Origin of the sequence: Halomonas sp. McH1-25 (assembly GCF_022348165.1) — a bacterium.
Classification (GTDB): domain Bacteria; phylum Pseudomonadota; class Gammaproteobacteria; order Pseudomonadales; family Halomonadaceae; genus Modicisalibacter.
Map to the genome: position 1 here is coordinate 286,014 of NZ_JAKRFI010000002.1, position 26,702 is coordinate 312,715.

25 protein-coding genes are annotated in these 26,702 nt (G+C 64.0%); 12 read left to right on the forward strand and 13 right to left on the reverse strand.

Features of this window, described 5'->3' with window-relative positions; genetic code table 11:
- Nucleotides 1–6 precede the first annotated feature (6 nt).
- The 3 genes from MHM84_RS07775 to fhuF all read left to right on the forward strand — a co-directional run bounded on the left by MHM84_RS07775 (nucleotide 7) and on the right by fhuF (nucleotide 3,531).
- Complete coding sequence (locus MHM84_RS07775; protein ID WP_239264499.1) at nucleotides 7–1,797, forward strand: alkaline phosphatase family protein; 1,791 nt, start codon at nucleotides 7–9, stop codon at nucleotides 1,795–1,797.
- Nucleotides 1,797–2,570 carry an SDR family oxidoreductase gene (locus MHM84_RS07780; protein ID WP_239264502.1) on the forward strand — a complete coding sequence of 258 codons (774 nt, stop codon included), beginning with the start codon at nucleotides 1,797–1,799 and terminating at the stop codon, nucleotides 2,568–2,570. The genes MHM84_RS07775 and MHM84_RS07780 overlap by 1 nt, the downstream gene beginning before the upstream one ends.
- Before the next feature lie 199 nt (nucleotides 2,571–2,769).
- Entirely contained in the window at nucleotides 2,770–3,531 is a 762-nt protein-coding gene (gene fhuF / locus MHM84_RS07785; RefSeq protein WP_239264504.1) for a siderophore-iron reductase FhuF, read from the forward strand.
- On the opposite strand, the gene phoR is transcribed toward fhuF, so the two are convergent.
- The 4 genes from phoR to MHM84_RS07805 all read right to left on the reverse strand — a co-directional run bounded on the left by phoR (nucleotide 3,474) and on the right by MHM84_RS07805 (nucleotide 7,141).
- Nucleotides 3,474–4,832: a phosphate regulon sensor histidine kinase PhoR gene (phoR, locus tag MHM84_RS07790; protein WP_239264507.1), complete on the reverse strand. Its 1,359-nt coding sequence runs from the start codon at nucleotides 4,830–4,832 to the stop codon at nucleotides 3,474–3,476. The genes fhuF and phoR overlap by 58 nt on opposite strands.
- Before the next feature lie 10 nt (nucleotides 4,833–4,842).
- The gene (phoB, locus tag MHM84_RS07795; RefSeq protein WP_239264508.1) at nucleotides 4,843–5,532 is read right to left on the reverse strand and encodes a phosphate regulon transcriptional regulator PhoB; all 690 of its coding nucleotides are present in this window, start codon (nucleotides 5,530–5,532) and stop codon (nucleotides 4,843–4,845) included.
- Between the two features lie 101 nt (nucleotides 5,533–5,633).
- Nucleotides 5,634–6,518, reverse strand: coding sequence for a 4-hydroxybenzoate octaprenyltransferase (gene ubiA, locus MHM84_RS07800; protein WP_239264511.1), 885 nt, complete (start codon nucleotides 6,516–6,518; stop codon nucleotides 5,634–5,636).
- 29 nt (nucleotides 6,519–6,547) lie between these two features.
- On the reverse strand, nucleotides 6,548–7,141 hold the full coding sequence (locus MHM84_RS07805) for a chorismate lyase (RefSeq protein WP_239264514.1): 594 nt from the start codon (nucleotides 7,139–7,141) through the stop codon (nucleotides 6,548–6,550).
- Nucleotides 7,142–7,161: 20 nt separating this feature from the next.
- Between MHM84_RS07805 and MHM84_RS07810 the strand changes: the two genes are divergently transcribed.
- The 4 genes from MHM84_RS07810 to yccS all read left to right on the forward strand — a co-directional run bounded on the left by MHM84_RS07810 (nucleotide 7,162) and on the right by yccS (nucleotide 11,572).
- Nucleotides 7,162–8,322: an FAD-dependent oxidoreductase gene (locus MHM84_RS07810; RefSeq protein ID WP_239264516.1), complete on the forward strand. Its 1,161-nt coding sequence runs from the start codon at nucleotides 7,162–7,164 to the stop codon at nucleotides 8,320–8,322.
- Between the two features lie 122 nt (nucleotides 8,323–8,444).
- Nucleotides 8,445–8,720, forward strand: a complete 276-nt coding sequence (locus MHM84_RS07815; protein ID WP_019018826.1) for an HU family DNA-binding protein — start codon at nucleotides 8,445–8,447, stop codon at nucleotides 8,718–8,720.
- A gap of 166 nt (nucleotides 8,721–8,886) precedes the next feature.
- Nucleotides 8,887–9,246 (forward strand): hypothetical protein, encoded by a 360-nt coding sequence (locus MHM84_RS07820; protein WP_239264519.1) that lies wholly within the window; start codon nucleotides 8,887–8,889, stop codon nucleotides 9,244–9,246.
- A gap of 112 nt (nucleotides 9,247–9,358) precedes the next feature.
- On the forward strand, nucleotides 9,359–11,572 hold the full coding sequence (yccS, locus tag MHM84_RS07825) for a YccS family putative transporter (protein WP_239264522.1): 2,214 nt from the start codon (nucleotides 9,359–9,361) through the stop codon (nucleotides 11,570–11,572).
- Here yccS and recG read toward each other — a convergent pair.
- Together recG and MHM84_RS07835 are read right to left on the reverse strand one after the other, a co-directional pair.
- The gene (gene recG / locus MHM84_RS07830; protein ID WP_239265300.1) at nucleotides 11,569–13,656 is read right to left on the reverse strand and encodes an ATP-dependent DNA helicase RecG; all 2,088 of its coding nucleotides are present in this window, start codon (nucleotides 13,654–13,656) and stop codon (nucleotides 11,569–11,571) included. The genes yccS and recG overlap by 4 nt on opposite strands.
- Nucleotides 13,653–14,579: a hydrogen peroxide-inducible genes activator gene (locus MHM84_RS07835; RefSeq protein WP_239264525.1), complete on the reverse strand. Its 927-nt coding sequence runs from the start codon at nucleotides 14,577–14,579 to the stop codon at nucleotides 13,653–13,655. Before MHM84_RS07835 ends, recG begins: the two co-directional genes overlap by 4 nt.
- Before the next feature lie 70 nt (nucleotides 14,580–14,649).
- Between MHM84_RS07835 and MHM84_RS07840 the strand changes: the two genes are divergently transcribed.
- Entirely contained in the window at nucleotides 14,650–15,528 is an 879-nt protein-coding gene (locus MHM84_RS07840) for an SDR family oxidoreductase (protein WP_239264528.1), read from the forward strand.
- A 51-nt stretch (nucleotides 15,529–15,579) separates the two neighbouring features.
- On the opposite strand, the gene MHM84_RS07845 is transcribed toward MHM84_RS07840, so the two are convergent.
- From MHM84_RS07845 to gmk, 6 genes are all read right to left on the reverse strand, one after another.
- Complete coding sequence (locus tag MHM84_RS07845; RefSeq protein ID WP_239264530.1) at nucleotides 15,580–16,098, reverse strand: acyloxyacyl hydrolase; 519 nt, start codon at nucleotides 16,096–16,098, stop codon at nucleotides 15,580–15,582.
- A gap of 76 nt (nucleotides 16,099–16,174) precedes the next feature.
- Nucleotides 16,175–16,708, reverse strand: a complete 534-nt coding sequence (thpR, locus tag MHM84_RS07850) for an RNA 2',3'-cyclic phosphodiesterase (protein WP_239264533.1) — start codon at nucleotides 16,706–16,708, stop codon at nucleotides 16,175–16,177.
- A 16-nt stretch (nucleotides 16,709–16,724) separates the two neighbouring features.
- On the reverse strand, nucleotides 16,725–17,114 hold the full coding sequence (locus MHM84_RS07855; protein ID WP_239264535.1) for a RidA family protein: 390 nt from the start codon (nucleotides 17,112–17,114) through the stop codon (nucleotides 16,725–16,727).
- A gap of 101 nt (nucleotides 17,115–17,215) precedes the next feature.
- Entirely contained in the window at nucleotides 17,216–19,351 is a 2,136-nt protein-coding gene (gene spoT / locus MHM84_RS07860; RefSeq protein WP_239264537.1) for a bifunctional GTP diphosphokinase/guanosine-3',5'-bis pyrophosphate 3'-pyrophosphohydrolase, read from the reverse strand.
- 146 nt (nucleotides 19,352–19,497) lie between these two features.
- Complete coding sequence (gene rpoZ, locus MHM84_RS07865) at nucleotides 19,498–19,758, reverse strand: DNA-directed RNA polymerase subunit omega (protein ID WP_239264539.1); 261 nt, start codon at nucleotides 19,756–19,758, stop codon at nucleotides 19,498–19,500.
- A gap of 102 nt (nucleotides 19,759–19,860) precedes the next feature.
- On the reverse strand, nucleotides 19,861–20,493 hold the full coding sequence (gmk, locus tag MHM84_RS07870; RefSeq protein ID WP_239264541.1) for a guanylate kinase: 633 nt from the start codon (nucleotides 20,491–20,493) through the stop codon (nucleotides 19,861–19,863).
- 104 nt (nucleotides 20,494–20,597) lie between these two features.
- Here gmk and MHM84_RS07875 point away from each other — a divergent pair, with 104 nt between their 5' ends.
- From MHM84_RS07875 to MHM84_RS07885, 3 genes are all read left to right on the forward strand, one after another.
- The gene (locus MHM84_RS07875) at nucleotides 20,598–21,809 is read left to right on the forward strand and encodes an MFS transporter (RefSeq protein WP_239264543.1); all 1,212 of its coding nucleotides are present in this window, start codon (nucleotides 20,598–20,600) and stop codon (nucleotides 21,807–21,809) included.
- 19 nt (nucleotides 21,810–21,828) lie between these two features.
- Nucleotides 21,829–22,875, forward strand: coding sequence for a dihydroorotase (pyrC, locus tag MHM84_RS07880; RefSeq protein ID WP_239264545.1), 1,047 nt, complete (start codon nucleotides 21,829–21,831; stop codon nucleotides 22,873–22,875).
- A 272-nt stretch (nucleotides 22,876–23,147) separates the two neighbouring features.
- The gene (locus tag MHM84_RS07885) at nucleotides 23,148–24,359 is read left to right on the forward strand and encodes an MFS transporter (protein ID WP_239264547.1); all 1,212 of its coding nucleotides are present in this window, start codon (nucleotides 23,148–23,150) and stop codon (nucleotides 24,357–24,359) included.
- 169 nt (nucleotides 24,360–24,528) lie between these two features.
- Here MHM84_RS07885 and MHM84_RS07890 read toward each other — a convergent pair whose 3' ends face one another.
- Nucleotides 24,529–25,359, reverse strand: coding sequence for an inositol monophosphatase family protein (locus MHM84_RS07890; RefSeq protein ID WP_239264549.1), 831 nt, complete (start codon nucleotides 25,357–25,359; stop codon nucleotides 24,529–24,531).
- A gap of 162 nt (nucleotides 25,360–25,521) precedes the next feature.
- Between MHM84_RS07890 and MHM84_RS07895 the strand changes: the two genes are divergently transcribed.
- Nucleotides 25,522–26,676 (forward strand): Fic family protein, encoded by a 1,155-nt coding sequence (locus MHM84_RS07895; RefSeq protein WP_239264551.1) that lies wholly within the window; start codon nucleotides 25,522–25,524, stop codon nucleotides 26,674–26,676.
- Nucleotides 26,677–26,702 lie beyond the last annotated feature (26 nt).

The following is a 26,702-nucleotide window of genomic DNA, read 5'->3' on the forward strand; positions in this document are numbered from 1 at the left end:
CGCTGTATGACCAATCGAGCCAAGAAAATATTGCTGCTGGGAGTCGATGGACTGATTCCCGAACTCGTCGAACGCTTCTGTGCCGAGGGCGTGCTACCCAACATCCGGCGCTTGCGTGACGAGGGAGGCACGAGCCGGCTGCTACCCTACATCTCGACCTGGGGCGACACCAACTTCGTTGCCTTTCTCACTGGCCAGGCACCCGGCACCAGTTGGATCGGCCAACGCATGCCGCCGCGCGGCACCGGCCATTTGCTCGAGCTGATGCGCACAGCCGGCCAACGCGCCGCGCTGGTCCACTTCCCCGAGAGCCTGCTGCCCGCCGGCGATGAGGACTTCTGCTTCGCGCCGTTCTGGAGCGCCGCCGGACCGGCACCGATTGAACTGGCACCAGCCTGCCTGCACAGCACCCACCTGGAAAAATGGGCGGAATCACCCCAGAACGAGGCGCTGGGCTGGCCGCCGAGCGGAACCCTGGCCCATCATCACAAGCACAACCGATTCGCCATCGAGCGTACCGGTGACGCTTATCTTGCCCTCATCCCGGTCAACCGTGGCGAGCCGTTGGCGGTAACGCTGACGCCTCAGGGCTCGACTCGATTGACCCTCGAAATGGGAGATAGTCAGGCCGAGCTGGGTGTCGGTGATTGGAGCGAATGGCTTCCCGTCGTAGACGGTGACGAGAGTGGCCATGTGCGATTCAAGCTGCTCGCTTACGATGCCGGTGAAGGTCGGCTCGACCTGCTGCAGTCGCAGATTACCGCACCCGGCAAGTCAAGCAACCAGCCGGCGCTGGCCGCGCGCCTGACTCAGCGTCATGGGCCGTTCATCTCCAAGTGGACGGTGTCGGCCGATCCCGATATCCGTTACTTCGAGACCAGCTTCGAGGAGGGGCGTTATCAGTTGGAGTGGCTCGCCGACAGCGCGTTGACACTGCTTAACGAAGAAGACTTCCAACTGTTCGCCACCGTGTTTCGTCTCAACGACGAAACCCACCACACCTGCCTGGCCTATTGCGATCCCGCGTCGGCATTCTATACCTCGGCTGAGCAGGCGCGTTACCTGGACGTCATCCGTCGCTCCTATCGGATTCTGGACGACGCCGTGGGCAAGCTGTTGGCGGGACGGCGCGACGACACCGTGATCGTGCTCGCCTCCGATCATGGCGACGTGCCCAATCGCTATCTGTGCGACATCCATCGACGGTTGGCCGAGTTCGACCTGTGCAGCCTCGATGCCCACGGTCGGGCGATTGCCGAGCGCAGCCGCGCCTTCCTCAAGGACGAACGCGGGGGACTTGAAATTTTCGTCAATCGCGATGTCGTCGATGCCGCGGAGGTCGATCAGGTACAGACCCGCATTCTCAAGGCACTGACCACCTGGTACGTCGACACGCCCGAGGGCGAATGCAATGCAGTGGCCTTGGCGGTCAAAAAGCAGGATGCCAGTGTGCTGGGCTACTGGGGCGAGCACATGGGTGACGTGCTGTTCGCCTACGCGCCGGGCTTCGTCTGGGGCACCAACAGCCGAGGCGATACCGTAGCACCAGTGACCAGCGCCGGCGCCAATCATGGCCCCCAAGTGCCCACGGCGAGTACGGCGTTCGCCTCCAACCAGGGCCTGGCGATCTTCCATGGCGAGGGCATCCGCGCCGGTGCGCAGCTACCGTTAGACACTGCCACCGGCATCCAGCGCATGGACGACGCCGGCGCCACCTTCGCCGAGCTGCTGAGTCTCGACACGGCATCGCTGGACGGCAAGCCGCTGGCGGCGCTGCTCGACCGGGGACGCGGCTGATGTGGGAGCCACTGAGCGCCAGCCTGCGCGCCCGCTATCCGTCGCTGGCCGGGCGCCACGTGGTGATCAGCGGCGGCGCTTCGGGAATCGGCGCAGCGCTGGCCATGGCTTTTGCCGCCCAACAGGCGCGCGTCACGGTCCTGGATATCGATGATTCGGCGGCAAGCGCCCTGGGCGAACGGCTACCGGACCTGCGCTATCGGCATTGCGACCTGACCGATATCGACTCGCTGCGCGCTGCGCTGAGGGCGTTGGAGCGCGAAGCGCCGATCGACGTATTGATCAGCAATGCCGCCGACGACCGGCGTCAGGCATTCTTCGAGATCGAGCCGGCGGACTGGGACCGCAGCCAGGCCATCAACCTGCGAGCGCATTTCTTCGCTGCCCAGGCAGCCGCGCATGGCATGCGTGAACGTGGACGCGGCACGATCATCAACCTGGGCTCGGTGGCATGGATGCGTGGCAATCCGGCCATGAGCGGTTACACCACTGCCAAGGCGGGCATTCATGGACTGACACGCACGCTGGCCCGGGAGCTTGGGCCCCATGGCATCCGAGTCAACAGCCTGGTCCCTGGCGCGGTGGTGACCGATAAGCAGCAGCGGCTGTGGCGCACGCCGGAGCAGGATGCCGAATTCCTCGCCCTGCAGGCCCTCGGGTTTCGCCTATTACCCGATGACATCGCCGCCATGGCGATGTTTTTGGCGGCCGACGATAGCCGCGGCTGTACCGCTCAGGCGTTCGTCGTCGATGCAGGATTGACCGTACACTGACGGTGGATGCTTGGGTTGACCGGACGCGGGAAGAGCATTGCCACGCTGGGCTATGTCGATACGCTTGAAAAGTCCGGCTTCGAGGTCAATGGCTTCCTGCCGATGCCGGCATGAAGACCTTCTCTGCTGCTTCAATAGGGTGGTTTCGAGAATGACTTTCATCTAACATGCATAAGCATTCGCCTAACAGGCCGTGCCCATGCTGCCCACACTGTCCGCCCTGTTTCAGGGGCCGTTTGCCGCCTTACACGACCGGGTCCTGTTACCGTCACAGGCCAGGGGCGAGGTCGTGCCGGTGCAGCAGCTTTTCAGCCCGCAGGGGTTGGACGAGGTACTGGAGCGCTACGCCGTCGAGTTCATGACGCCGGTTTATCGCCGCCCCGACCGGCGTGCGCTGATGTCGCAATGGTCGAAGTATTTCCTGGCGTATACGGTCTCCCTGCCGGTAGCTGCCAACCTGCTGCTCGACCGGCGTCTGCCGGTGACGTTCGACACGCTGGGCGTGCAGCTTGACGAGCTGGGGTTGGCGGAGCGGCTGGTGGTTGCCCATGAAGGCGAGGGTATCGAGGTGGCGCAGGGCGATGTCGAGGCACGTCTGCGTCCGCTGATGGACGATCTGCTGGGCCCCGCCATTGCGGCCATGACGGCGCATACCGGGATCGGAAAAAAGGCGTTGTGGAGCAATGCCGGCCATTATTACGCCTACCTGATCGACCAGCTCCAGGCCTTGCCCGAGCGGCCTTCCGCCGTCAATGACGGAGCGCATCTGATGAACCTGCCTTGCTTCGCCGACGGCGAGCGCAATCCTCTCTATCGCCCGGTGCGTCAGGTCGAGAATGCCGCAGGCGACACCGAGTCGCTGCGTCGCGTCTGCTGCGTGCGCTACAAGCTGCCCGGCCTCGATTACTGCGGTAACTGCCCGCTGCCGGCGGCCTGTGCCATGCGCCGCGAGCCGGCCTGAGCCGCTTCGCCGTCCTCTTTCACCAGGCGCTCGGCCGGAAACACACAGCGGAACAGCGCGCCTTCGCCGGGGTGGGAATCGATTTCCAGCTGGGCGCCGTGGCGCAGCAGCACGTGCTTGACGATGGCCAGTCCCAGGCCAGTGCCGCCGGTTTCTGCACTGCGCCCCTTGTCGACGCGGTAGAAGCGTTCGGTGAGGCGTGGAATGTGCACCGGATCGATGCCCTCGCCGTCGTCTTCGACTTCCAGCGCCGCGCCGTTGCGGTACGCTCGCCAGCGCAGCGTAATCGTACTGTCTTCTGGCGTGTAGCGTACCGCATTGAACACCAGGTTGGAGACGGCGCTGCGGATATCCTGGGCGACGCCCGATAGACGAGCGGTTTCCTCGATGTCGACACGTAGGGTATGCCGATCGCCGGACAACGAGTCAGCGTCTTGGCGGATGCTCTCCAGCAGGGCGGGAATGTCGATGGGCTCGGCCTGCTCGACCTGATGATCGGTTTCCAGACGCGACAATAGCAATAGGTCGGTGACCAGGTTCTGCATGCGCGTGGTCTGCTGTTGCATCTGGGTGATGCCACGCTGCCAGCGTGGCGGTAACTGGTCGGCATACTCGCCATAGGTCTCGAGATAGCCGGTGAGCACGGTCAGCGGGGTGCGTAGCTCGTGGGAGACGTTGGCGACGAAATCGCGGCGCATCTGCTCCAGGCGATGCAGACGGGTGATGTCGCGGGCCATCACCAGGCGTTCGTCGTCGCCGTATAGGGTGATCTGGAACTGCAGGATCAGGTCTTCACGGATCGGTGAGGGTAGCGTGAGAGGCTCACGATAATCGCGAGCGTTGAAATACTCGATGAAACGCGGATCGCGCAGCAGGTTGGTGATGTGTTGGCCGCGGTCGTGGCGAGTCTGCAGGCCGAGCATGCGTTCGGCGGCGGAGTTCCACCATTCCAGGTCGCCGCGGCTATCGAGCATGACGACGCTGTCGCGCATGGCTTCCGAGGAGTCCTGTACGCGACGAATGATGTCGCGCAGGCGTTCCTGGGTCTGGCGCTGGCCCTTCTGATAGCGGTACAGACGGTCGAACAGATCGCCCCATACGCCGGTACCCGCCGGTGGCTCCTGGCCGGGATGCAGTGCCAGCCATACATAGAGCTGGCGCAGATGGCGCAGATGGATGAACACGAACAGCCCCAAGCCGGCAGCCAATCCCCAGCCCGGTTCGCCGAGTACCCAGCCCAACAGCCCCAGGCCACCGACCAGATAGGCCAGTCGCCAGAGTTCATTGGTCCAGTAGTACATGGCGCTCCGATCAGACCCTGGCCGAGAAGCGGTAGCCGGTGCCGCGCACGGTCTGGATCATCTGCTGGTGAGGGTCGCCCAACGCCTTGCGCAGGCGGCGGATATGCACGTCGACGGTACGCTCCTCGACGTAGACGTTACCGCCCCATACCTGATCGAGCAGTTGTCCACGGGTGTAGGCGCGTTCCTGGTGCGTCATGAAGAACTGTAGCAGGCGGTATTCGGTGGGCCCGATCTCCAATGCCTGGCCGTGGGAGGAGACGCGATGGCTGGCGGGATCGAGCAGTAGACCGTCGATCTCCACGGCCTCTTCGATGCCGCGTGGCGTGGTCCGGCGCAACACCGCCTTGAGCCGTGCCACCAGTTCGCGGGGCGAGAACGGTTTGGTGATGTAGTCGTCGGCGCCGGCCTCGAGCCCCTGGATCTTGTTGTCTTCCTCACCTTTGGCGGTGAGCATGATGATCGGCAGTTCGGCGGTGGTTTCCTCGCGCTTGAGGCGACGGGCGAGTTCGATGCCGCTGGTGCCGGGCATCATCCAGTCCAGCAACAGTAGATCGGGCTTCTCGTCGACCACGATGGCATGCGCCGCTTGCGCATTGTCCGCTTCGAGCACGCGATAGTCGGCCATTTCCAAGGCCACCGCGATCATTTCACGAATGGAGGCTTCGTCATCGACGATCAGAACGGTCTTCGAAGTCATTCACCTGGCCTCGAGCAGTGGACGGATGCGTTTCCTTGCGTATCCGCAATGACAGGACAGTGACGATTACACCGCGACAATATGACAGCAATATGACACGACTATACCGCCGGCCATAGATCCAGCACCAGCCCGGCGCATAGCGTCAATCCCGCCCAGTGATTGTTGAGAAAGGCCCGGAAGCAGCGCTCCCGTGAGCGGTCGCGAATCAACCAGTGCTGATAGACGAAGATCGCCGTCATGCCGGCCAGCCCCACCCAATAGAAGCCGCCCAGACGCAGTTCACCGCCGACGATCATCAGTAGCAGCACCGTCACCCCCTGTAGCAGGGCGATCATCAGCCAGTCGAGACGCCCGAACAGCACGGCGGTGGACTTGATGCCGATCTTCAGATCGTCGTCGCGGTCGACCATGGCGTATTCGGTATCGTAGGCCACCGTCCAGGCCACGTTGGCGAAGAACAATAGCCAGGCTTCCGTGGGGACCGATTCGGTCACCGCGCCGAAGGCCATGGGAATCGCCCAGGAGAATGCCGCGCCCAGGAATAGCTGGGGCAGATGGGTGTAACGCTTCATGAACGGATAGATGAAGGCCAGCACCACGCCGCCGAAGGACAGCATCACGGTGAACAGGTTGGTGAAGCAGACCAGGACGAAGGCGGCAGCGACCAGCGCGACGAACAAGCCCTTGGCCTCGCGCTCACTGATGCGCCCGGTGGCCAGCGGACGCGTCCTGGTGCGCTTGACGTGACCGTCGAAATGGCGGTCGGCGTAATCGTTGATCACGCAGCCAGCGGCGCGCATCAGGTAGACCCCGGCGACGAAGATCAGCAGGATGTCGCGCGGTGGCAGGCCCTCGGCGGCGATCCACAGCGCCCACAGCGTCGGCCACATCAACAGCCATGTCCCGATCGGTCGGTCGAGCCGGGTCAGGTGCAAAAAGTCGGGCAAGCGCGCGATTCCGCGGGGATGCGTAGCTTTGGTCATGGAGGCCTCCGGAAACGGTCGCGGCCAGTCTAGCGTGAAGGCAGACCCAATTCATCCGCCATGCGCGCCAGGAAAAACTCCTGAACCAATATCCGCAAGCGCCCGTGACGAAACTCCGAGCGTCGCCCCCACAGGCTGGGAAGCGTGCAGGGACTGGCCGAGGTGACACTGATTGGGCCACGCTGCAAGCCCGGCTGGCGGAACAGCCAGGAACCCAGCGAACGTTCGCCGAGCTGGCCCATGCGCTGTCCATGCAGCGCATCCAGGGGGGCGACGGAGCGAGCCATGACCCAAGGTCGCCTGCCGGCGCACAGGGCCACCTCGCGACACCAGACGTAACGCGCCGGAGAAACGTTCAGTGCCAGTGCCTCGTCGCGGCGAGGCCGAACGAGACGCTGCGAAATTAGGCGTACCTGAAAATCGCCCGATGCAGCATCGACCAGACGTGCCGTCAGTGAGTCGGTCGACGCCACCCAGCGCCACCATGCGGGACTCATGGCCGGCCGCCAGGCAGCGGCAGGTCGCCAGGCGAGCGAGGGCAAGGAAATGAACGCGTGATGATGCACCGTGGGCTCCCGGGTCAAACGCCGGGCGGTAGTGTAACATGCGGATTCAGCACCCATTAGCCACCTCCAGGAGCGTCATGAGCGCACCCTTGACCATCCTCGGCACCGGCATGGCCGGCCTGGGCCTGGCCCGTCAATTGCGCAGCCGCGACCCCGAGCGTCCGATCACCCTGATCACCGCCGATAGCGGCGATGACTATTCCAAGCCGCTGCTGTCCACCGGCTTTGGCAAGCGCATGCCGCCCGAGCGCCTGGCGGCTCGCTCGGCCCTGGAAATCGCCGATCAGCTCAATGCCGTGGTTCGTACGCATACCTGGGTGGAGGCGATCGACACGCAGGCCGGCGAGCTCACGATCGGCGCCGAACGTCTCGCCTACGGTGAGCTGGTGTTGGCTACCGGCGCGATGCCTCGGGCTCCGTTCGCCATTCCCGATGCGCTCATGTCACGTGTGTTCACCATCAACGATCTCGACGACTATCGGCGTTTCCACGCAGCGCTCGCCCAGTTGGGGCGCCCGGCGCGCGTCGCCATCGTCGGCGCCGGCCTGGTGGGCTGCGAGTTCGCCAACGATCTGCGTGCCGGTGGGCATGCAGTGGCAGTGGTCGCACCCGAAACCACGCCCTTGGCGCGCCTGCTGCCCGAGCCGCTGGGTCGGGTGCTGGGCGAGAGCCTGGCCGATATCGGCATCGAATGGCACCTCGGACGTAGCCTGCAGACGCTGACCGGGGAAGGCGGCGATGTTCGGCTGACGCTCGACGATGGGTACGGGCTGGACGCCGATCTGGTGCTGGTCGCCACCGGACTGGCGCCGCGCAGTGAACTGGCGATTGCCGCGGGGCTCGAGACCAGTGTCTCGGGTATCCACACCGACCGTTGCCTGCAGACCTCGGTCGCCGGAATCTACGCGCTGGGCGACGTGGCCTGCGTCGACGGCGTCAACGCCATGTACGTCCAGCCGCTGCAGGCCAGCGCCCGGGCATTGGCGGCGACCCTGAGCGGCACGCCGACACCGGTCAGTTACGGGGCCTGGCCGATTCTGGTCAAGACACCGGCTTGCCCGGTAGTGGCTCTGCCGCCCAAGACCGCTCCGGAACGTTGGCGAATCGAAGGCGAAGGACATGCCATGAGTGCCCTCGCCGAGGACAAGGACGGACGTTTGATTGGTTTTGCGTTGACAGGCGATTGCGTGCGGAGGAAAGTCGAACTGGCGCGAGCCGCGCCGGCATTGCTAGTCTAGTGTCGTCTTAACCTTCGTGAGCGTTCTCATGCTGCGAAGGCTTAGCTTTATCCCTTTGTCGAAGAATAAGAATTGGCGGACTTTTTCCGCCGTTGCTACAGCCAATCAGGAGGCTCCTTCTTATGCGTAAGCCAGAACTCGCCGCGGCGATTGCCGAGCGTGCCGATCTCTCCAAGGACAAGGCCAGCCAGGTCCTCAACGTCATCCTCGACGAGATCACCGGATCCGTGGCCAAGGGTCAGGACGTGTCATTGATCGGTTTCGGTTCGTTCACTGTGCGTGAGCGCGCAGCACGTACCGGTAAGAACCCCCAGACCGGCGAGTCGCTGACCATTCCGGCCAGCAAGACCGTGGCCTTCAAGGCCGGCAAGGCGCTCAAGGACGCCGTGTCCAAGTAAGCTCGGTTGATGGCGCCGGACATCGGGTAGGATGGCCCGACGTTCGGCGCATGCCGGCGGTTCACGCCGGCATTCCCCCCTTTTGCCATCCTAGCCACTCGTCATACGTCGGCTCACGTGGTGTCCACGTCGGCTGCGGGGCGATTACGCCATGCCTGGAGGCCGCATGAAACTTCGCTTGATGCTATGGGTGCTTGGTCTGATGCTGAAGCGTGCCCGTCGCGGCAATCGGCGCTTTCGTGAAACGCTCAGCGACCTCAAGCGGCTGGACTGGGGAATCGCTACCGAGGATCTGAGCATCGCCCGTCACTATCGCATGACGCCTTCGGCGATCAGCACGGCGCCCGGCTTGCCGGTGGATCTCGACCTGGAGCTGCGCTTTCGCGATAGCGACGCTGCACTGGCGATACTGCGTCGCCCAACCCAGCGTGCCTTTCTCGATGGCCTGATGGACGGCCGCGTGCGCCTGGTGGGAGACTCCCGTGACCTGACGCGTCTGCAGCGCCTGCTGGCAGTCATGCGTTGAGACGCAGCGGCGCCGTGGACGTTCCCGCCCGGCGGCCGGCAGCGTTATACTAAAGTCGCAATGCCCCCGAAGGGGATCCTCCTCGCCAGCCACAAGGCCCTGACCACTACGCATGTTGCCTCGCCTGCTCGATCAGCCGCTGAGACGTCTCTGGACTCTGGACACTTTCGCCTACAGCCTGCGAGTGTTCATCGCCCTGTCGGGCGCCATGCTGGTCAACTGGCATTTGGGCGACGTTTCCCTGCTGATTCCGCTGATTCTGGGCATCATCGCCAGTGCCCTGGCCGAGACCGACGACAACTGGCAGGGGCGCCTAAAGGCGTTGGGCGTGACCCTGGCCTGCTTCATTATCGCCTCGCTGTCGGTGGAACTGCTGTTCGGTCATCCCTGGGCCTTCGCCCTCGGACTGGCAGTGTCCGCCTTCGGCATGACCATGCTTGGTGCGGTGGGCCAGCGCTACGGCACGATTTCCTACGCCACACTAATCTTGGCGATCTATACCATGATCGCCATCGAGCGCCACGGGGGCGTGGCCTTCGACGAGCTCTGGCGCGAGCCGTTGCTGCTGGTCAGTGGGGCGGCCTGGTATGGAGCGATTTCGGTCGTCTGGAGCGCATTGTTCTCGCGGCAGCCGCTCAAGCTGAGCATGGCGTTGCTGTTTCGTGAACTGGGCAAGTACCTGCAGCTCAAGGCACTGCTTTTCGAGCCGGTACGCGGCGTCGATATCGAGGCCCGGCGGCTGGCGCTGGCCGAGCAGAACGGCAAGGTGGTCAATGCGCTCAATCAGGCCAAGGAGATGATCTTTCGACGCCTGGAGGGACAGCGCAGCGCGCACAAGCTCAATCGTTACCTGCGGCTGTACTTCATTGCCCAGGACATTCACGAGCGGGCCAGTTCTTCGCATTACCCCTACGGCAAGCTGGCGGAAACGTTTTTTCACCATGACGTGCTGTTCCGCTGCCAGCGCCTGCTCGAGCAGCAGGGCAACGCCTGCCGGTCCCTGGCGCGGGCGCTGCTGATGCGCCAGGCGTTCGATCACGGCCAGAGCGAGCAGGCACTCAACGACCTGCACGCCTCGCTCGATTACCTGCGCGCCCAGCAGCGTCCCGAATGGCGCGGTCTGTTGCGCTCGCTGGAGGCGCTGGCCGACAACCTGGCGACCCTGGAGCAGCAACTCTCCCGGGCCCAGAATCCCGACGTGAGGCCCGATCAGGAAGACAACAGCCTGTACGATCGATCGCCGCAGGGGCTGCGCGACATCCGCGATCGCCTGCAGTCGCACCTGACTCCCTCGTCGCCGATCTTTCGTCACGCCGTGCGTCTGGCGGTGACGCTGGTGGTCAGTTATGGGGTGCTGCTGCTCGTGCATCCCAAGCAGGGCTACTGGATCCTGCTGACCGGCCTGTTCGTGTGCCGTCCCAACTTCGGTGCCACGCGGCGCTTTCTGTGGCAGCGCGTGCTGGGCACGGTGATCGGGCTGATCGCCGGCTGGGCACTGATTACGCTGTTCCCGAGTCAGTGGGTGCAGTTGTCGATCGCCGTGGCGGCGGGCGTGGTGTTCTTTGCCAACCGGGCCCGACATTACGTGATCGCCACCGCCGCCATCACGCTGTTGGTGCTGTGCTGTTTCAACCAGGTCGGCAACGGCTTCGGGCTGATCTGGCCGCGCCTGTTCGATACGCTGGTGGGGGGGCTGATCGCCGGCCTGACCGTGATGCTGATCCTGCCCGACTGGCAGGGGCGACGCCTGCATCGCCAAGGCGCCGCTGCCCTCGAGGCCAGCAGCCGCTATCTGCGCGAGATCCTCAGCCAGTACGTCGACGGCAAGCAGGACGACCTCGACTATCGCCTGGCGCGACGCAACGCCCATAACGCCGACGCCGCGCTGTCGACCCTGCTGGCCAATGTGCGTCTCGAACCGGGTCACTTCCGCAAGGATGCCGAGGTGGGTTTCCGCTTTCTCGGCAATTCCCATACCCTGCTCAGCTATTTGTCCGCGCTCGGGGCCCACCGCGGCGAGACACGGGCGCTGGCCGACGATGCTGAACTGCGGGCCATGGCCGAAGCCATCGTCGACGATGTCGAGACGATCGCCGCGCAGCTGAGAGCACGCAGCGTGATGCCGGCCCTCGAATCGGCCGAGGCGCGAGCGACGGCGCTGGAGACCATGGCGGCCGACGAGCCCAGCGACGAACGGCGCCTGGTGCAGACGCAACTGGCCCTGATCAGCCGACAGCTATTGCCATTGCGCGATACTGCCGCCCGCCTGGCGGCACAGGAAGCCAACATCAGCCCGGTAGCCTTGTTGCCCCAAGCAAACGCCTAGACTTGGCCGTAGCGCCCCGCTTCCTCCCCCAGCCAGCGCTGAATCAATGCCTCGCTGGCGTCCGGTGCCTCTTCCAGCAGTGCCCGCGCCAGCGGGCTGACACGCTCGAGCAGGTCGCGGTCACGCTCCAGGTCGGCGATCTTCATCTGTGCCAGACCGGTCTGACGGGTGCCCAACACCTCGCCGGGACCGCGCAATTCGAGATCCTTCTCGGCGATACGGAAGCCGTCGGTGGTTTCGCGCATCACGCCCAGGCGCTGGCGAGAATGTGCCGACAGCGGTGGATGATAGAGCAGCACACAGAAGCTCTCGGTACCGCCACGCCCGACCCGGCCACGTAGCTGATGAAGCTGCGACAGGCCCAGCCGCTCCGGGTTCTCGATGATCATCAGGCTGGCGTTGGGCACGTCGACACCCACCTCGATCACCGTGGTGGCGACCAGCAGATCGAGCTCGCCGCTCTTGAAAGCGTCCATGACTTCGGCCTTTTCGGTAGCCTTCATGCGCCCGTGAACCAGGCCAATGGCAAGTTCCGGCAGGGTCTCGGTCAGGGCGTCACGGGTCGCTTCGGCAGCCTGGCATTGCAGGGCCTCGGACTCCTCGATCAAGGTGCACACCCAATAAGCCTGACGGCCCTCGGCACAGGCATTGCGGATGCGCGATACCACCTCGGGTCGGCGCTCGTCGGGTACCGCGACGGTCTGCACTGGGGTACGCCCCGGCGGCAGCTCGTCGATCACCGACAGATCGAGATCGGCATACGCGCTCATCGCCAGGGTGCGTGGAATCGGCGTGGCGGTCATGATCAGCTGATGCGGCGTGAGTCCCCCCGCCTCGCCCTTCTGGCGCAGCGCCAGGCGCTGGTGCACGCCGAAGCGGTGCTGCTCGTCGACGACGGCCAGGCCCAGGCGCTTGAAGTGCACGTCGCTCTGGAACAGCGCATGGGTGCCGACCACCACCTTTGCGCGTCCGTCGGCGATGGCTGCCTTGGTATCCAGGCGTGCCTTGCCCTTGAGCTTGCCGGCCAACCACGCCACGTCGATGCCCAGCGGGGCGAACCAGTCGCGGAAGTTGCGAAAGTGCTGCTCGGCGAGGATCTCGGTGGGTGCCATCACCGCTGCTTGGCAATCGCCGGCGATTGCCTGCAGGGCGGCCATCGCCGCGACCACCGTCTTGCCCGAACCGACATCGCCCTGGACCAGGCGCAGCATGGGAACCGGGGTTTCCAGGTCACGCGCGATCTCGTCGAGCACGCGGCGCTGGGCGCCGGTCAGCGAGAAAGGCAACTGAGTGAGAAAGCGCGCCTGCAGACCGCGCCCCGACGGCAGCGCCGGCGCGCCGTCGGTCTGGATGCGCAGGCGTACCTGGCGCAGACTCAACTGATGGGCGAGCAGCTCTTCCAGCGCCAGGCGCCGCTGGGTGGGATGCGTGCCGGCCGCCAGGCGTTCGACATCGGCGTCCGGCGGCGGCTCGTGCAGGTAACGCAGGCACTCGTGCAGGCCGGGCAGGCGAAAGCGTTCGCGAAGCGGTTCGGGAATGCCGTCCGGCAGCGTCTCGGGGGCCTCGTCGAGGGCTTTCAATGCCTGGACGATCAGCCCGCGCAGGCGCGGCTGGGCGAGGCCTTCGGTGGTTGGATAGATCGGCGTCAGGTGCTCGTCTACCGGCGCATCGCCCTGGCCGAGCAGGCGGTACTCGGGATGGTAGAGTTCGAGCCCGGTAGCGCCGGCGCGGGCTTCGCCGAAGCAGCGCACATGCACGCCACGTACGAACTGCTTGTGCTGCGCCGGCGAGAAGTGAAAGAAACGCAAACTGAGGATGCCCGAGCCGTCCTTGAGACGCACCAGCAGGCTGCGACGACGGCCCTTGACGATGTCGGCGGCCGAGACTTCACCGTCGACGACGGCCTCCTGCCCGGCACGTAAGGTAGCGATCGGCGTGAGGCGGGTGCGATCCTGATAACGCAGCGGCAGATGAAACAGCAGATCGGCGACCCGCTCGATACGCAAGCGGGCCAGCTTGGCGGCCAGCGCCTCACCGACGCCGGCAAGCGCGGTGACCGGCTGCGACAGCAGCGTATCGGTCATGCCGGGGCGGGTACCGGCTGTTCCTGGCAGCATCGTTCGATGGCGTTGATCAGGGCGTCGATGGCCTTGGGCCGTGGATAACTGGCCCGCCAGGCGATCGCTACGGTACGGCTCGGCGCCTGAGGAGTGAACGGCCGGCTTTCGAGCATGCCGGACTCGTAATGGCCGGTACCGATCGCCGAGTGCGGCAGCACGGTGATACCCAGCTTGGAAGCCACCATGTGGCGAATGGTCTCCAGCGATCCGCCTTCGGCGGTCAGCGTGTTGGTCGGACTGTTGAGATGAGAATTGATGGCCGGGCAGGCCTCGAGGATCTGCTCGCGGAAACAGTGGCCTTCACCGAGCAGCAGCAATCGTTCGCCGAGCAGATCTTCCTTGTCGATGGTGGCCTTGGCCGTCCATGGGTGATCGCTGGGCATCAGCACCTCGAAAGGCTCCTCATAAAGCTGGCGTGTGACCACGTCGGCTTCGGTGAAAGGCAGCGCCACGATGATCGCGTCGAGCTCGCCACTACGCAGCTTGCGACGCAGCTCGGCGGTGAAGTTCTCTTCGATGTATAGCGGCATGCGCGGTGCCGACTCGGCCAGCTCGGGAATCAGATGCGGGAACAGGTAGGGACCGATGGTGTAGATGGCACCGATACGCAATGGGCTGGACAGCTGATCCTTGCCCTCGTTGGCCAGTTCGCGGATCACGCTGGCCTGCTCGAGCACGCGCTGGGCCTGTTCGACGACCTTTTCCCCCAAGGGCGTCACCTGAACGGTCGACTTGGAACGCTCGAACAGGGCCACGCCCAGTTCCTCTTCGAGTTTCTTGACCGCCACCGATAGCGTCGGCTGCGAAACGAAGCAGCGTTCGGCGGCTCGTCCGAAATGACGTTCCTGCGCCAAGGTTACGATGTACCTGAGTTCTGTTAGAGTCATGGTTGGGCCCGCAAGGGCTTCCTATCGCAAATATATGGATATGATCGTTTTACCAAGGAGCCAGGTAAAGGTGAAGAACACGACATTGATCCTCGGCTGTGGCGACATCGGAACGTCGCTCGGCCGACAGCTCGTCGACGCCGGCCATCGCGTTATCGGCGTGCGTCGCAACCCTCAGCCCCTCGCCAACACCGGCATCGAGCCGCTGGCGCTGGATTTCACCGACCCCGCCGGGCTGGCGACGCTGCCCGATGCGGATGCCGTCGTCTACATCGCCAGCGCCGACCGTTTCGACGAACAGGCCTATCAGGCAGCCTACGTCGATGGCCTGAAGGCCGTACTCGACGAACTGGGCGGGCGCAAGCACAAGCCTACCCGGGTGTTCTTCGTGTCGTCGACCAGCGTGTATGCCCAGAAGGACGGCGAGATCGTCGACGAGAATGCCGAAACCAAATCACGCGGTTTCTCGGGCCAGTTGATGCGCAAGGCCGAGCAGGCGCTCATCAAGCATGCACTGCCGGGTACCGCCGTGCGCTTCTCGGGCATCTACGGCCCGGGCCGCGACCGGCTGATCCGTCAGGTTCGCGAGGGACGCATGGCGGCGTCCAACCCGCCGATGTACTCCAACCGCATCCATCGCGACGACTGCGTGGGCATCCTGGCGCACCTTATCGAGATGGCGCTGAACGGCAAGCCGCTGGAAGACGTGTATCTGGCCAGCGACTGTGAACCGGTCCCGCTGCATGACGTGATGGGCTGGCTGGCCAAGCGTCTCAAGGTCGAATCCTTCGAGACCATCCAGTCGCCGTTGCGGCGTCGCTCCAGCAAGCGGTGCGACAACACCCGACTGTGCAAGACCGGCTACCGTTTCCGTTATCCGACCTACCGCGAAGGTTACGCCCATGTGCTGGCCTGCGAGCAGTCCGCGCCCGAGCCGGAAAAGGCCTGACGGCGGCGGCCGAAAAACCAGCGGCAGGTGCTCTGCACCTGCCATGCCCCATCACAGCGGGTGACGATACCCCAATGTGACGATATCCAGGCCGTTGTTGGGTTTTTTGATGTCGGCATTGGAGTAGTGCGTGAAGGCCACTGCCACCTCGCCGCGACCCACATGCAGACCGGCTGCCACGCGATCCTCGAACTGGAACGCGGTGGACAGGTCGCGTCCCTCATAGTGCGTATCCAGAAACAGGGCGCCGCCAACACCGGCTTCGACGAAGGGCCGCGTGGCCGTGTCGGCGAAAGTGTAGCGAAATGCCGGCGTGACGATCAGCGCGGCATTGCCGTCGCCCTCGTCGCCAGGCAGCAGCAGAACGCCGCCGGCCAGACGCAGAGACAGCCCCGGCTGCCAATGGGCCAGGTTGTACTCGCGGTCGAGTTCGAGTTTTACGCTGGGCTCGGACTCGTTGTTCTTGCCCACCGCCACATAAAGATCCGCTTCTGCGAGTGCGGGTATGCTCAGTGTGGCGCCTAGCAGCAGGCTTCCCAACAGGGCCCGGGCGCTGATGGATTTTAGCATGATTCCTTTCCTTTCTTCTGCGGATTCCTGGTTTCCTGCAGCCACGGTGGCAGTAGGATGGCATGACGGCAATCGCTCATTGGTCGTGCGCGCGCGTCTGCGCCAACGTGACATAGCGATGCCTTGGGCCGTCGATGCGCGAATGTACCAGGGCGGCACGCCGGTATGTCCAGGCCAGCGGCAGATACCCGGTGGCGGCCTCCGGGAGCGCACCCTGGCGGGCCTGGCGCAGCAACGTCACGTGCGGGCAAAAAGCGCGCTGGGGAGGAGTAAAGCCCAGCGTGGCCAAGGATGCCCAGAGTTCGGCCTGGAAACGCATCAGCCCCTCGGGCACGGCCTCGCTACCTGCCCACACGATACCGCCACGTGAAAATTGGCCGAGCCGGTCGAGAGTCCAGGTGCCCTCGGGGCCGGCCAGCCGCTGCGTCAATGCAATGAGTTCATCGGCCTGGGGCGCAGAGACGTCACCCAGAAAGGCCAGGGTGAGATGCAGCTTGTCGTCTGCAGTCCGCCGCCCGCCGCAGCGGCGTCGGGCTTGTTCGGCCAGCCCGGCGAGGCGGGTACGTACCGGATCGTCGGGCCACACGGCGAAGAACAGGCGCTGAGGCATGGATGTCAGCGAGCCGTCAGTCGCCCAGTACCATCACCGCTTCGGCCTCGAACTGGCTGCCCTTGGGCAGTGCCTTCACCCCGACCGCAGCGCGTGCCGGATAGGGTGCCTGGAAGAATTCTTCCATGATCTGGTTGACGGTGGCGAAGTCGTCGAGATCGGTCAGGTAGAGGTTGAGCTTGACGATGTCCTGCAGCGAGCCGGAGGCCTCCTCGCAGACAGCGCGTAGATTGGTGAAGACCTGGCGGGCCTGGACGGCGATATCGCCCTCGACGAGCTCCATGGTCTGCGGGTCTAGGGGAATCTGACCCGACAGGTAAATGGTGTTGCCGGCCTTGATGGCTTGGGAGTAGGGGCCGATGGCGGCGGGGGCCTTGTCGGTGTGAATGACGGCCTTGTTGCTCATGGGTAGCTCCTTGCGTTGTCGTTGTTCCGGTCTGGCCGGGTTCCGTTAGCGATGAAAACATTCGCCCTGCCGTGGCGATCACGGCAGGGCGAGTCAAGGGTTCAATTGCGGACGCGGTGGATCTTGCCGACGTGGGGCAGGTTGCGAATCCGCTTGATGATCCGGGCCAGATGCACACGATCGCGCACTGCCAGGGTCAGGTTGACGATCGACAGTCGAACGTCGCGCTCTTCGATGCCGATGCGCTCGATATTGGCGTCGGCGTCGGTGACCAGACTGGCCAACTCGGCAACCAGGCCGCGGCGCGTTTCCATTTCTATGCGCAGCGCCACCGGGAAGTCACCGCTGATCTCGGTGGACCACTCCAGGGCGAACAGCTTGTCGGGATCGTCGCGCTTCAGCTCTTCCAGGTTGCGACAGTCGATGCGATGCACGACGATGCCCTTGCCCACCGACAGGTGACCGACCACCGGGTCGCCAGGCAGCGGGTGGCAGCAGCGGGCGAAGCTGATCACCATGCCCTCGGTGCCGCTGATCACCACCGGGCCTTCCATCGGGCCGTTGATATCGCCGGAGAGCATTCCGCTGGGTTGGCTCTCGGTCAGGCGTCGGGCCACGGCATAGGCCATGCGCGTCCCCAGGCCGATGGATTCCATCAGGTCGTCGGCGTGCTTGAGATCGAACTCCTCGAGCACGCGCGGCAGACGCTCGCCGGGCAGCTCCTCGAGACTGGTCTCGTAGTCCGCCAAGGCCTTGTTGAGAAGACGTCGGCCGAGCTGTATCGATTCGGTGCGTTGCTGATTCTTGAGCGCATGGCGGATCGCCGAGCGTGCCTTGGCGGTAACCACGAAGCTCAGCCAGGCCAGGTTGGGACGGGCCCCCGGCGCGGTGATTATCTCCAGGGTCTGGCCGCTTTCCAGGCGCGTCGACAGCGGCGCCAGATGACGATCGATACGGCAGGCAATGCAGCTGTTGCCGATATCGGTATGCACCGTGTAGGCGAAGTCCACCGCCGTGGCCCCCTGCGGCAGCTCCATGATGTCGCCCTTGGGGGTGAACACGTAGATATCGTCGGGGAACAGGTCGTTCTTGACGTGTTCGATGAATTCCAGGGGATTGCCGGCATGGCGCTGCATCTCGAGCAGGCCGCGTACCCATTCGCGGGCCCGGGCGTGGCTGCCGGCGGCGATGGGACGCTCGGTCTGGCCGGCCTTGTAGAGCCAGTGGGCGGCGATGCCGTTGTTGGCCATCGCCTCCATCTCTCGGGTGCGGATCTGTACCTCGATGGGCATGCCGTTGGCGCCGAACAGCGTGGTGTGCAGGCTCTGGTAGCCATTGGCCTTGGGGATGGCGATGTAATCCTTGAAGCGCCCCGGGACCGGCTTGTAGAGGTTGTGCACCGCGCCGAGGATGCGATAGCAGGTATCGACATCCTCGGTGATGATGCGAAACCCGAACACGTCCATGATCTCGGCGAACGGCTTGCGCTGGTCGTGCATCTTGCGATAGATCGACAGCAGGTGTTTCTGGCGGCCGACCACCGTGCCGGGCAGGCCGTCGTCGTCGAGGCAGTTCTGCAGGCTGGTCTGTACCTGGCGGATCATCGTGCGGCGGTTGCCGCGGGCCTTGGAGACGGCACGCTTGATACGCTCGGCGCGCATCGGGTGGATGGCCTGGAACGACAGGTCTTCGAGTTCGACGCGGATGGTGTTGATGCCCAGGCGGCCGGCGATGCGCGCGTAGATTTCCAGCGTCTCGCGGGCGATGCGGCGCTTCTTGTCGGGACGCAGGGCACCCAGCGTACGCATGTTGTGCAGGCGGTCGGCGAGCTTGACGATGATCACGCGGATGTCCTGCGACATCGCCATGACCATTTTCTGGAAGTTCTCGGCCTGTGCGACCGCCTTGTCCTCGAAGGTGATCTGGGTCAGCTTCGAGACGCCGTCGACCAGCTCCGCCACGGGTTCGCCGAACTGCTTGGCCAGCGCGGCCTTGGATACGCCAGTGTCCTCGATCACGTCGTGCAGCATGGCGGCCATCAGGCTCTGATGGTCCATGTGCATGTTGGCGAGGATATTTGAGACGGCGAGCGGGTGGGTGACGTAGGGTTCGCCGGAGCGGCGGCGCTGGCCGTCGTGGGCTTGTTCGGCGTAATAGAAGGCGCGCTTGACCTGCTGGATCTCGTCTTGGGGAAGGTAGCCGGCCAAGCGGTCGGCAAGGTCATCGATGGTGAACATTCGGCGCGCCTATCCAGAAACCTCGTATCCAGAAAACTTGGACCGTATTATTACGTATCCTGCAACCGTACGGCCGGCGCTGCAACCCCGGCAATGGGCCGGGGTTGCCGAATAAGCGTTATCGTTCGGCATCGCACGCGGATGTTTTACGCCTCGTTATCCGCAATGTGAGGCGGTTCGGGGCGCGAACGCACCGGCGCTTCGATGGGCTCGTCGAGGACGTTCTCGTCGATCTTGCCGGCAGCGATCTCGCGCAGCGCCATGACCGTGGGCTTGTCGTTTTCCCACGCCAGCAACGCATCGCGGGAGCCGCGCGCCAGCTGGCGTGCACGCTGGGTCGAGATCATCACCAGCTTGAAACGGTTTTCGACGTGATCAAGGCAATCTTCAACGGTAACTCGCGCCATGGGAAAAATATCCTGGTTTGCTGTACAAGCGTGATACGACAACGTGATCGGTATCCGTCCGAAGGGACAGCTACGCATGATCGCGGGGTAGGACCCGCCAGTCTACTCGACACCTTCGATGCGTGACAAGAGCGCCTGAATGAGCGGGCCCTGGCGTTCGCGCACACGCTCGAGCCGCGAGCGTTCGGACAGAATCAGCCCGACCAGCTGGGCCAGGGCGTCCTCGAAGTCGTCATTGACGATGATGTGCTCGTACTCGTCGAAATGCGACATCTCGCTGATCGCATCGCGCATGCGCCGGTCGATCACAGCGGTGTCGTCGGTGCCGCGAGCCGACAGGCGCTCGCGTAGCGCCTCGCGCGATGGCGGCAGGATGAACACCGAGACCACGCCGTTCATCTGTTTACGGACCTGTTGCGCGCCCTGCCAGTCGATCTCGAGGATCACGTCGGTGCCCGCGGCAAGCAGGGCCTGAACCGCCGGACGCGAGGTGCCGTAGTAGTTGTCGAAGACCCGGGCGTGCTCGAAGAAGTCGCCACGCTCGATCATGCGCTTGAAGGTGGCTTCGTCGACGAAGTGATAGTTGACGCCGTCGGCCTCGCCGGGACGCATGGCGCGGGTGGTATGCGATACCGAGACCTGGATGTCGTCGACGCGTTCGAGCAGGGCGCGCACCAGGCTGGTCTTGCCGGCGCCGGACGGCGCGGAAACGATGTAGAGAGTACCGTGGGACATGAGCGGGTGTCCGATTGAGACGCTACAAGGGAAACGCGCATTATCGCATATTGTCCCGCTCGCCCTACACTGTTGCGACTGGATGACTCGTAACAAGGATGTTCATGATGTCCGATTCCTTCTTCGGCGGGACCTCGTCGCGGTTGGCCTTTCTCGGGGCAGCCTTCGCCTTCCTGGTGACCATGCTGGGCACGACCCTGCCGACGCCGCTATATCCGCTCTACCGCCAGCAGTTCGGTTTCTCCGAGCTGATAATCACGGTGATCTTCGCCGCCTACGCCGTGGGCGTGATCGCCGCGCTACTGCTCACCGGGCGCTGGTCGGACCAGCTTGGGCGGCGTCCGATGCTGTTCGCGGGTCTCGTCGCCGCCGCACTCAGCGACGTGATCTTTCTCACCGGTGAAGGTCTCGCAGCCTTGTTGGCCGGGCGCGTGATGTCGGGCGTTTCTGCGGGCATCTTCACCGGTACGGCGACCGTGGCGGTGATCGAGCTGGCACCCGAGGGGCGCAAGTCGCTCGCTACGTTGGTGGCCACCGCCGCCAACATGGGAGGGCTGGGCCTGGGGCCGGTAGTCGCCGGGCTGCTTGGCGAGTATGCGCCGTGGCCGTTGCACTTGGCCTATGCCGTGCATATCGGCTTGCTGGCACTCGCCATGATCGCGGTGGGGTGGAGCCGCGAGACGGTGAACCGGCCCGCTCATCCGCGCCTGAGTCTGCAACGCCTGAGCGTACCGGCCGAGGTGCGCGGCGTATTTCTACCCGCCGCCATCGCTGCGTTCGCCGGTTTCGCGGTGTTCGGCTTCTTTACCGCCACTGCGCCGGCCTTCATGAGCCAAGTGCTGGGCTACGATAATCGGTTACTGATCGGCGTGGTGGTCGGCGTGGTGTTCTTCGCCTCCACGATCGGTCAAAGTGTGCAGGATCGCGTTGCCGGGGCCTGGCGGTTGCCGCTGGGCTGTGCGGTGGTGATCCTCGGCGTGGCTCTGGTGGGGGGCGGCATCGGTATCGCTTCGCTGCCGTTGTTCGTGTGCGGAGCGATCATCGTCGGGCTGGGACAGGGCATTGCCTTTCGCGCCGGCCTGGGACTGGTCACTTCGGCCAGCCCCGGCGATCAGCGCGCCACGGTGACCTCGACGTTCTTCGTCGTCGCCTACGTGGCGATCTCGATCCCGGTGGTGGGCATCGGGCTGACCGCACGATTCCTTGGCCTGGCGACGACGGGAGTGAGTTTCGCCGCGCTGGTGGCGCTACTTGCGGCCGTGGCACTGGTATTATTGGTAAAACGACGCCAGGCCGTGGCATCGTCCTCTTCTTAGTTTTCACACGGAGCCCGCTATGACAGCCCCCGCCACCACGTTACGCATCCGCCGCCCCGACGACTGGCACTTGCACCTGCGCGATGGCGACCTGATGGCGACGGTGTTGCCCTATACCAGCGGGCTCTACGGCCGCGCCATCGTCATGCCCAATCTGGTGCCGCCGGTGACCACGGTCGCCGCGGCCCGCGACTACCGGGCGCGCATTCTGGCGGCGTTGCCGGCCGGTGACGATTTCACGCCGCTGATGACCTGCTACCTCAACGAGAGCGTGAGCGCCGAGACGCTCGAGACCGGCCATGCCGAGGGCGTGTTCACCGCCGCCAAGCTCTATCCGGCGAATGCCACGACCAACTCCGCGCATGGCGTGCGCGACGTCAAGGCGATCTATCCGCTGTTCGAGACCATGCAGCGCCTGGGGATGCCGCTGCTGATCCATGGCGAGGTGACCCACGCCGAAGTGGATATCTTCGATCGCGAGAAGGCGTTCATCGACGAGGTCATGGAGCCGATCCGCCGTCAGTTCCCCGAACTCAAGATCGTCTTCGAGCACATCACCACTATGGATGCCGCCCAGTACGTGTGCGAGGGCAACGACTATCTCGCCGCGACCATCACCCCGCAGCACCTGGCGCACAACCGCAACGACATGCTGGTCGGCGGCATTCGCCCACACTTCTATTGCCTGCCGATCCTCAAGCGCGGCACCCACCAGCAGGCGTTGCGCCAGGCCATCGCCAGCGGCCACCCACGGCTCTTCCTGGGCACCGACTCGGCGCCCCATGTGGTCGCTGCCAAGGAGACCAGCTGCGGCTGTGCCGGGGTGTTCAACGCGCCGTCGGCGCTGGAGGTGTACGCCAGCGTGTTCGAGGAGGAAAACGCCCTGGAGCATTTCGAGGCGTTCTGCTCGCTCAACGGCCCGCGCTTTTACGGGCTGGCGCCCAACGAGGACGCCATCGAGCTGGTTCGCGAACCGCGCCAGGTGCCGGACATCATCGGCGACGCGCACCGCCTGGTACCGTTCCGTGCCGGCGAAACGTTGCCCTGGTCGATCAGGACCGCCTGAGGCGCGACAACTGAGCGATACCCGGTAGAGAGCGGGCGCATTTCCACTGCGCCCGCCTTGGGGTGCGATCCTCAACGGTTGGACATAAAGATTTTCAATCGCGCGATAAACAGAAGTTCTTTTATACTTTCGTCGTATTCTGAGAGTATCCTCGCTTTTTCCGGTACATAACGGCCTGCGTCATACGCGAACGGCTGACCGGATCGTCGTTTTGTGCCGTCGGCTTCGTAGGCCGGGGTGCGTCTAAGCATTCTTCACATAAAGGTCATACCATGAACGCTGTCTCCCGCGCGATGCGCGACGCTGCCGCCGCTCATCCTCGGCTGGCCGAACTGGCCCTGGCGCTGGGCGCTTTCGGCATCGGCACCGGCGAGTTCGTGATCATGGGGCTCATGAATCGGGTGGCCAACGACCTGCAGGTGGCCGTGCCCGATGTCGGCTATGCGATCAGCAGCTACGCGCTGGGCGTGGTCGTGGGAGCGCCGATCATCTCTGCGCTGGCTGCACGCGTGCCCAAGCGGGCGCTGTTGATCGGCCTGATGCTGATGTTCGCTATCGGCAATTTGGCCAGTGCCTTCGCACCGGGATTCTGGTCCTTCGTGGCGCTGCGTTTCATCGCCGGGCTACCGCATGGCGCCTACCTGGGCGTAGCGGCGCTGGTTGCCGCCGCAGCGGTACCCATCGAACAGCGCGCCCGGGCCGTGAGCCGGGTCATTCTAGGGCTTACCGTGGCGATTCTCGCCGGCGCCCCCCTGGCCACCTGGGCGGGCAACCTGCTCGGCTGGGAGATCGCCTTCGCCGGTGTGGGCGTCATTGCCCTGATAACGGCGTTGCTGATTCTGCTATGGGTGCCTTCGCAGCCCGGCGATACCCAGGCCAGCCCCAAGCGCGAGCTGACAGCGCTGATCAAGCAGCGTGTGCTGTTCACCCTGGGGGTGGCCTGCATCGGCTTCGGCGGCATGTTCGCCGTATTCAGTTACGTGGTACCCACGCTCACCGAGCAGGCCGGCATGCAGGAATCGCTGGGACCGCTGGTGCTGGCGATCTTCGGCATCGGCACCATCATCGGCAACCTGGTCGGGGCGCGGGCCGCCGACAAGAACCTGCTGCGCGCAATTCCGGTGATTCTCATCTGGTGTGTCATCGTTCAGGGCGGGTTCTATTTCGCCGCCAACTCAGTGTGGCTGGGCATCCTGTTCGTGGGACTGGTCGGTACCGGCATGGCCTTGGGGCCGGCCCTGCAGACCCGCCTGATGGACGTGGCGGAAGACGCCCAGACCATGGCCGCCTCGCTCAACCATGCGGCGTTCAACTGCGCCAATGCGCTCGGCGCCTGGCTGGCCGGGGTCACGATCAAGCTCGGTTTCGCCTGGTCGACCACCGGCCTGGTGGGCGCAGTACTCGCCGTGGGTGGCCTGCTGATCTTCCTGTTGGGGCTGCGTATCGAGCGGGCCAAGGCGGCGCCGGTACCCGAGCAGGCTTGAAGCCAGTGGATTACGGGCAAGCAGTGTCCGCCAGCGTGACTCCGGGGGACAGGTCGAAGTGAAGGTCATTCGTCAGGGATGACGAATGTAGCGCCTAGGGAAGGTTTACAGCGCCTTCACGCAGGCCTGTTCCCGGAGGCAGCCATCGCCGCCGTGTCGGGAAACACGCTCAGACCATGAACGCGAAACGTTCGCGCAACTGCTCCCAGGTGTCGCGGCTGTTGGCCAGCAATAACCGTCCCTGATGGATCGTCGGCTGATAAGGCCGCCCATCGAGCAGCGCCGAATAGCCACCGGCTTCCTGATGCACGAGCACGCCGGCGGCATGGTCCCACGGCATCAGCGCGCCGATCAGGCTGAACTCGCCGAAGGCACTGGCCAGGGTGCGATACTCGTGACAGGCACAGCCGATGCTCATCATGCGGCTGAAGTCGGGGAAGGTCGCCGCCAGCCGATACTGCAACTCCTTCGGAAACAGGCGCAGCGACGTGAAGCCGGTCATCTCCGCGAGATTCTCACGCTCCGACACCTTTAGCTGCCGCTCGGTACCGTCCGGACGTACGTAGAATGCGCCCTGGCCACGATGGGCCATGATCCAATCGTCCATCACCGGATCGTAGAGCAGGCCGAATACCGTCTCGCCCCGGCTGGCCACGGCCAGGATCACCCCGAACTGGGTCAGGTTCCTGGCGAAATTCCACGTCCCGTCGATGGGATCGATGATCACCGCCATTTCGGCCTCGGCGATCCGGTCGAGTATCGACGCGTCTGCGGAGGTTGCCTCCTCGCCGATGATCGTCGCTTCGGGAAAGCGCTCGGCGACCTCGCGCTGGATGAAGGCCTCGGCGCGCTGGTCGGCGATGGTCACCAGGTCCTCCTGCGAGGTCTTGGTCTGGATCGACTCGGGGTCCAGATTGCGAAAGCGCGGCAGGATCTCCGCTTTGGCGGCGCGGCGCACGATGTCGATGAGTTCGCTGGCAGTGGCTGAATCGATGGCCATGAAGTCCCTCCCTGGCAATGGCATGCTCAATCAGCATAGCCACAATCATGTCGGCTACGAGATGCAGTGAAGTTGGAAGTTGAAATAACGTAGACTACTATTTTACTTTACGGTTAAAAATGAAATAGTAGGCGCAGTATTTTAACTTCCTTGGGATCTCTGATGCAGCGTGGACTCACCGGACATTACGTGCCCAGTGTGGCTGGAGGCGTAAATTGCCAGGCGTTCGTGCCCGCTGCATTGCCGCCTGATCCGCCGTTGAGGCTGGATGACAAACTGCAGCAACGCTTGTCGCAAGCGCTGGTCGCCCTCGGGCGCCTGGATGGTATCTCCGTACTGTTACCGGATGCCCAGCTGTTTCTCTATAGCTATGTACGTAAAGAGGCGGTCATGTCCTCTCAGATCGAGGGCACACAGTCGTCGCTGAGTGACCTGATGGTGTATGAAATGGAGGGCACCCCTGGCGTACCGATGAACGACGTACAGGAAGTCTCCTGCTATGTCCGTGCGTTGACCCTCGGCATTCAACGAATCCGTGAGGGGCATCCCATCACCATCCGCCTCGTCCTCGAACTGCATGCGGCATTGATGACTCATGGCCGAGGAACGCATCGCCGCCCGGGTGAGCTTCGTCAGAATCAGGTCTGGATCGGGGGGCACCGAGCCGACGAGGCGGTCTTCGTGCCGCCGCCGGCCAACTACCTTGCTGACTGTTGGAGCGCTCTCGAACGCTTCATCAATGATCAGCCAGCGTCTACTGCACCAGTCATCAAGGCCGCGCTGGCGCATGTCCAGTTCGAAACCATTCATCCCTTCATGGATGGCAACGGTCGGCTTGGGCGTCTCCTGATTCCTCTGATACTGGTTCAGGCGGGAATCTTGAAGGAGCCGCTGCTGTACCTTTCGGTATTTTTCAAACGTCACCGCCAGACTTACTACGAAAACCTGCAGAAGGTGCGCCTTACCGGCGATTGGGAGGCATGGTTGCTTTTCTTCGTTGATGCCATCGCCGATACCGCCAATCATGCAGTGGCAACGGCGCAGGCCCTGAATGCGCTACTGGCTCAGGACAAGGCAAGGCTAACCGAGCTTGGCCGCCTGGCAGGTTCTGCCAATCAGATATTGGAAGCACTTTTCAGTCATCCGGTAGCGAACATCGCCACGTTGCACCGGGAAACAGGTCTGACTCATGCCACTATAGGCAAGGTTTTGGACGCGTTGGAAAACCGGCTACAGGTCGTGCGTGAGCTCACCGGTCAGAAGCGCAATCGCGTCTACGCCTACAGCGCTTATATTGAATTGCTAAACCGAGACTAGGTATGGAGCGGTCTCTATAAGAGGGC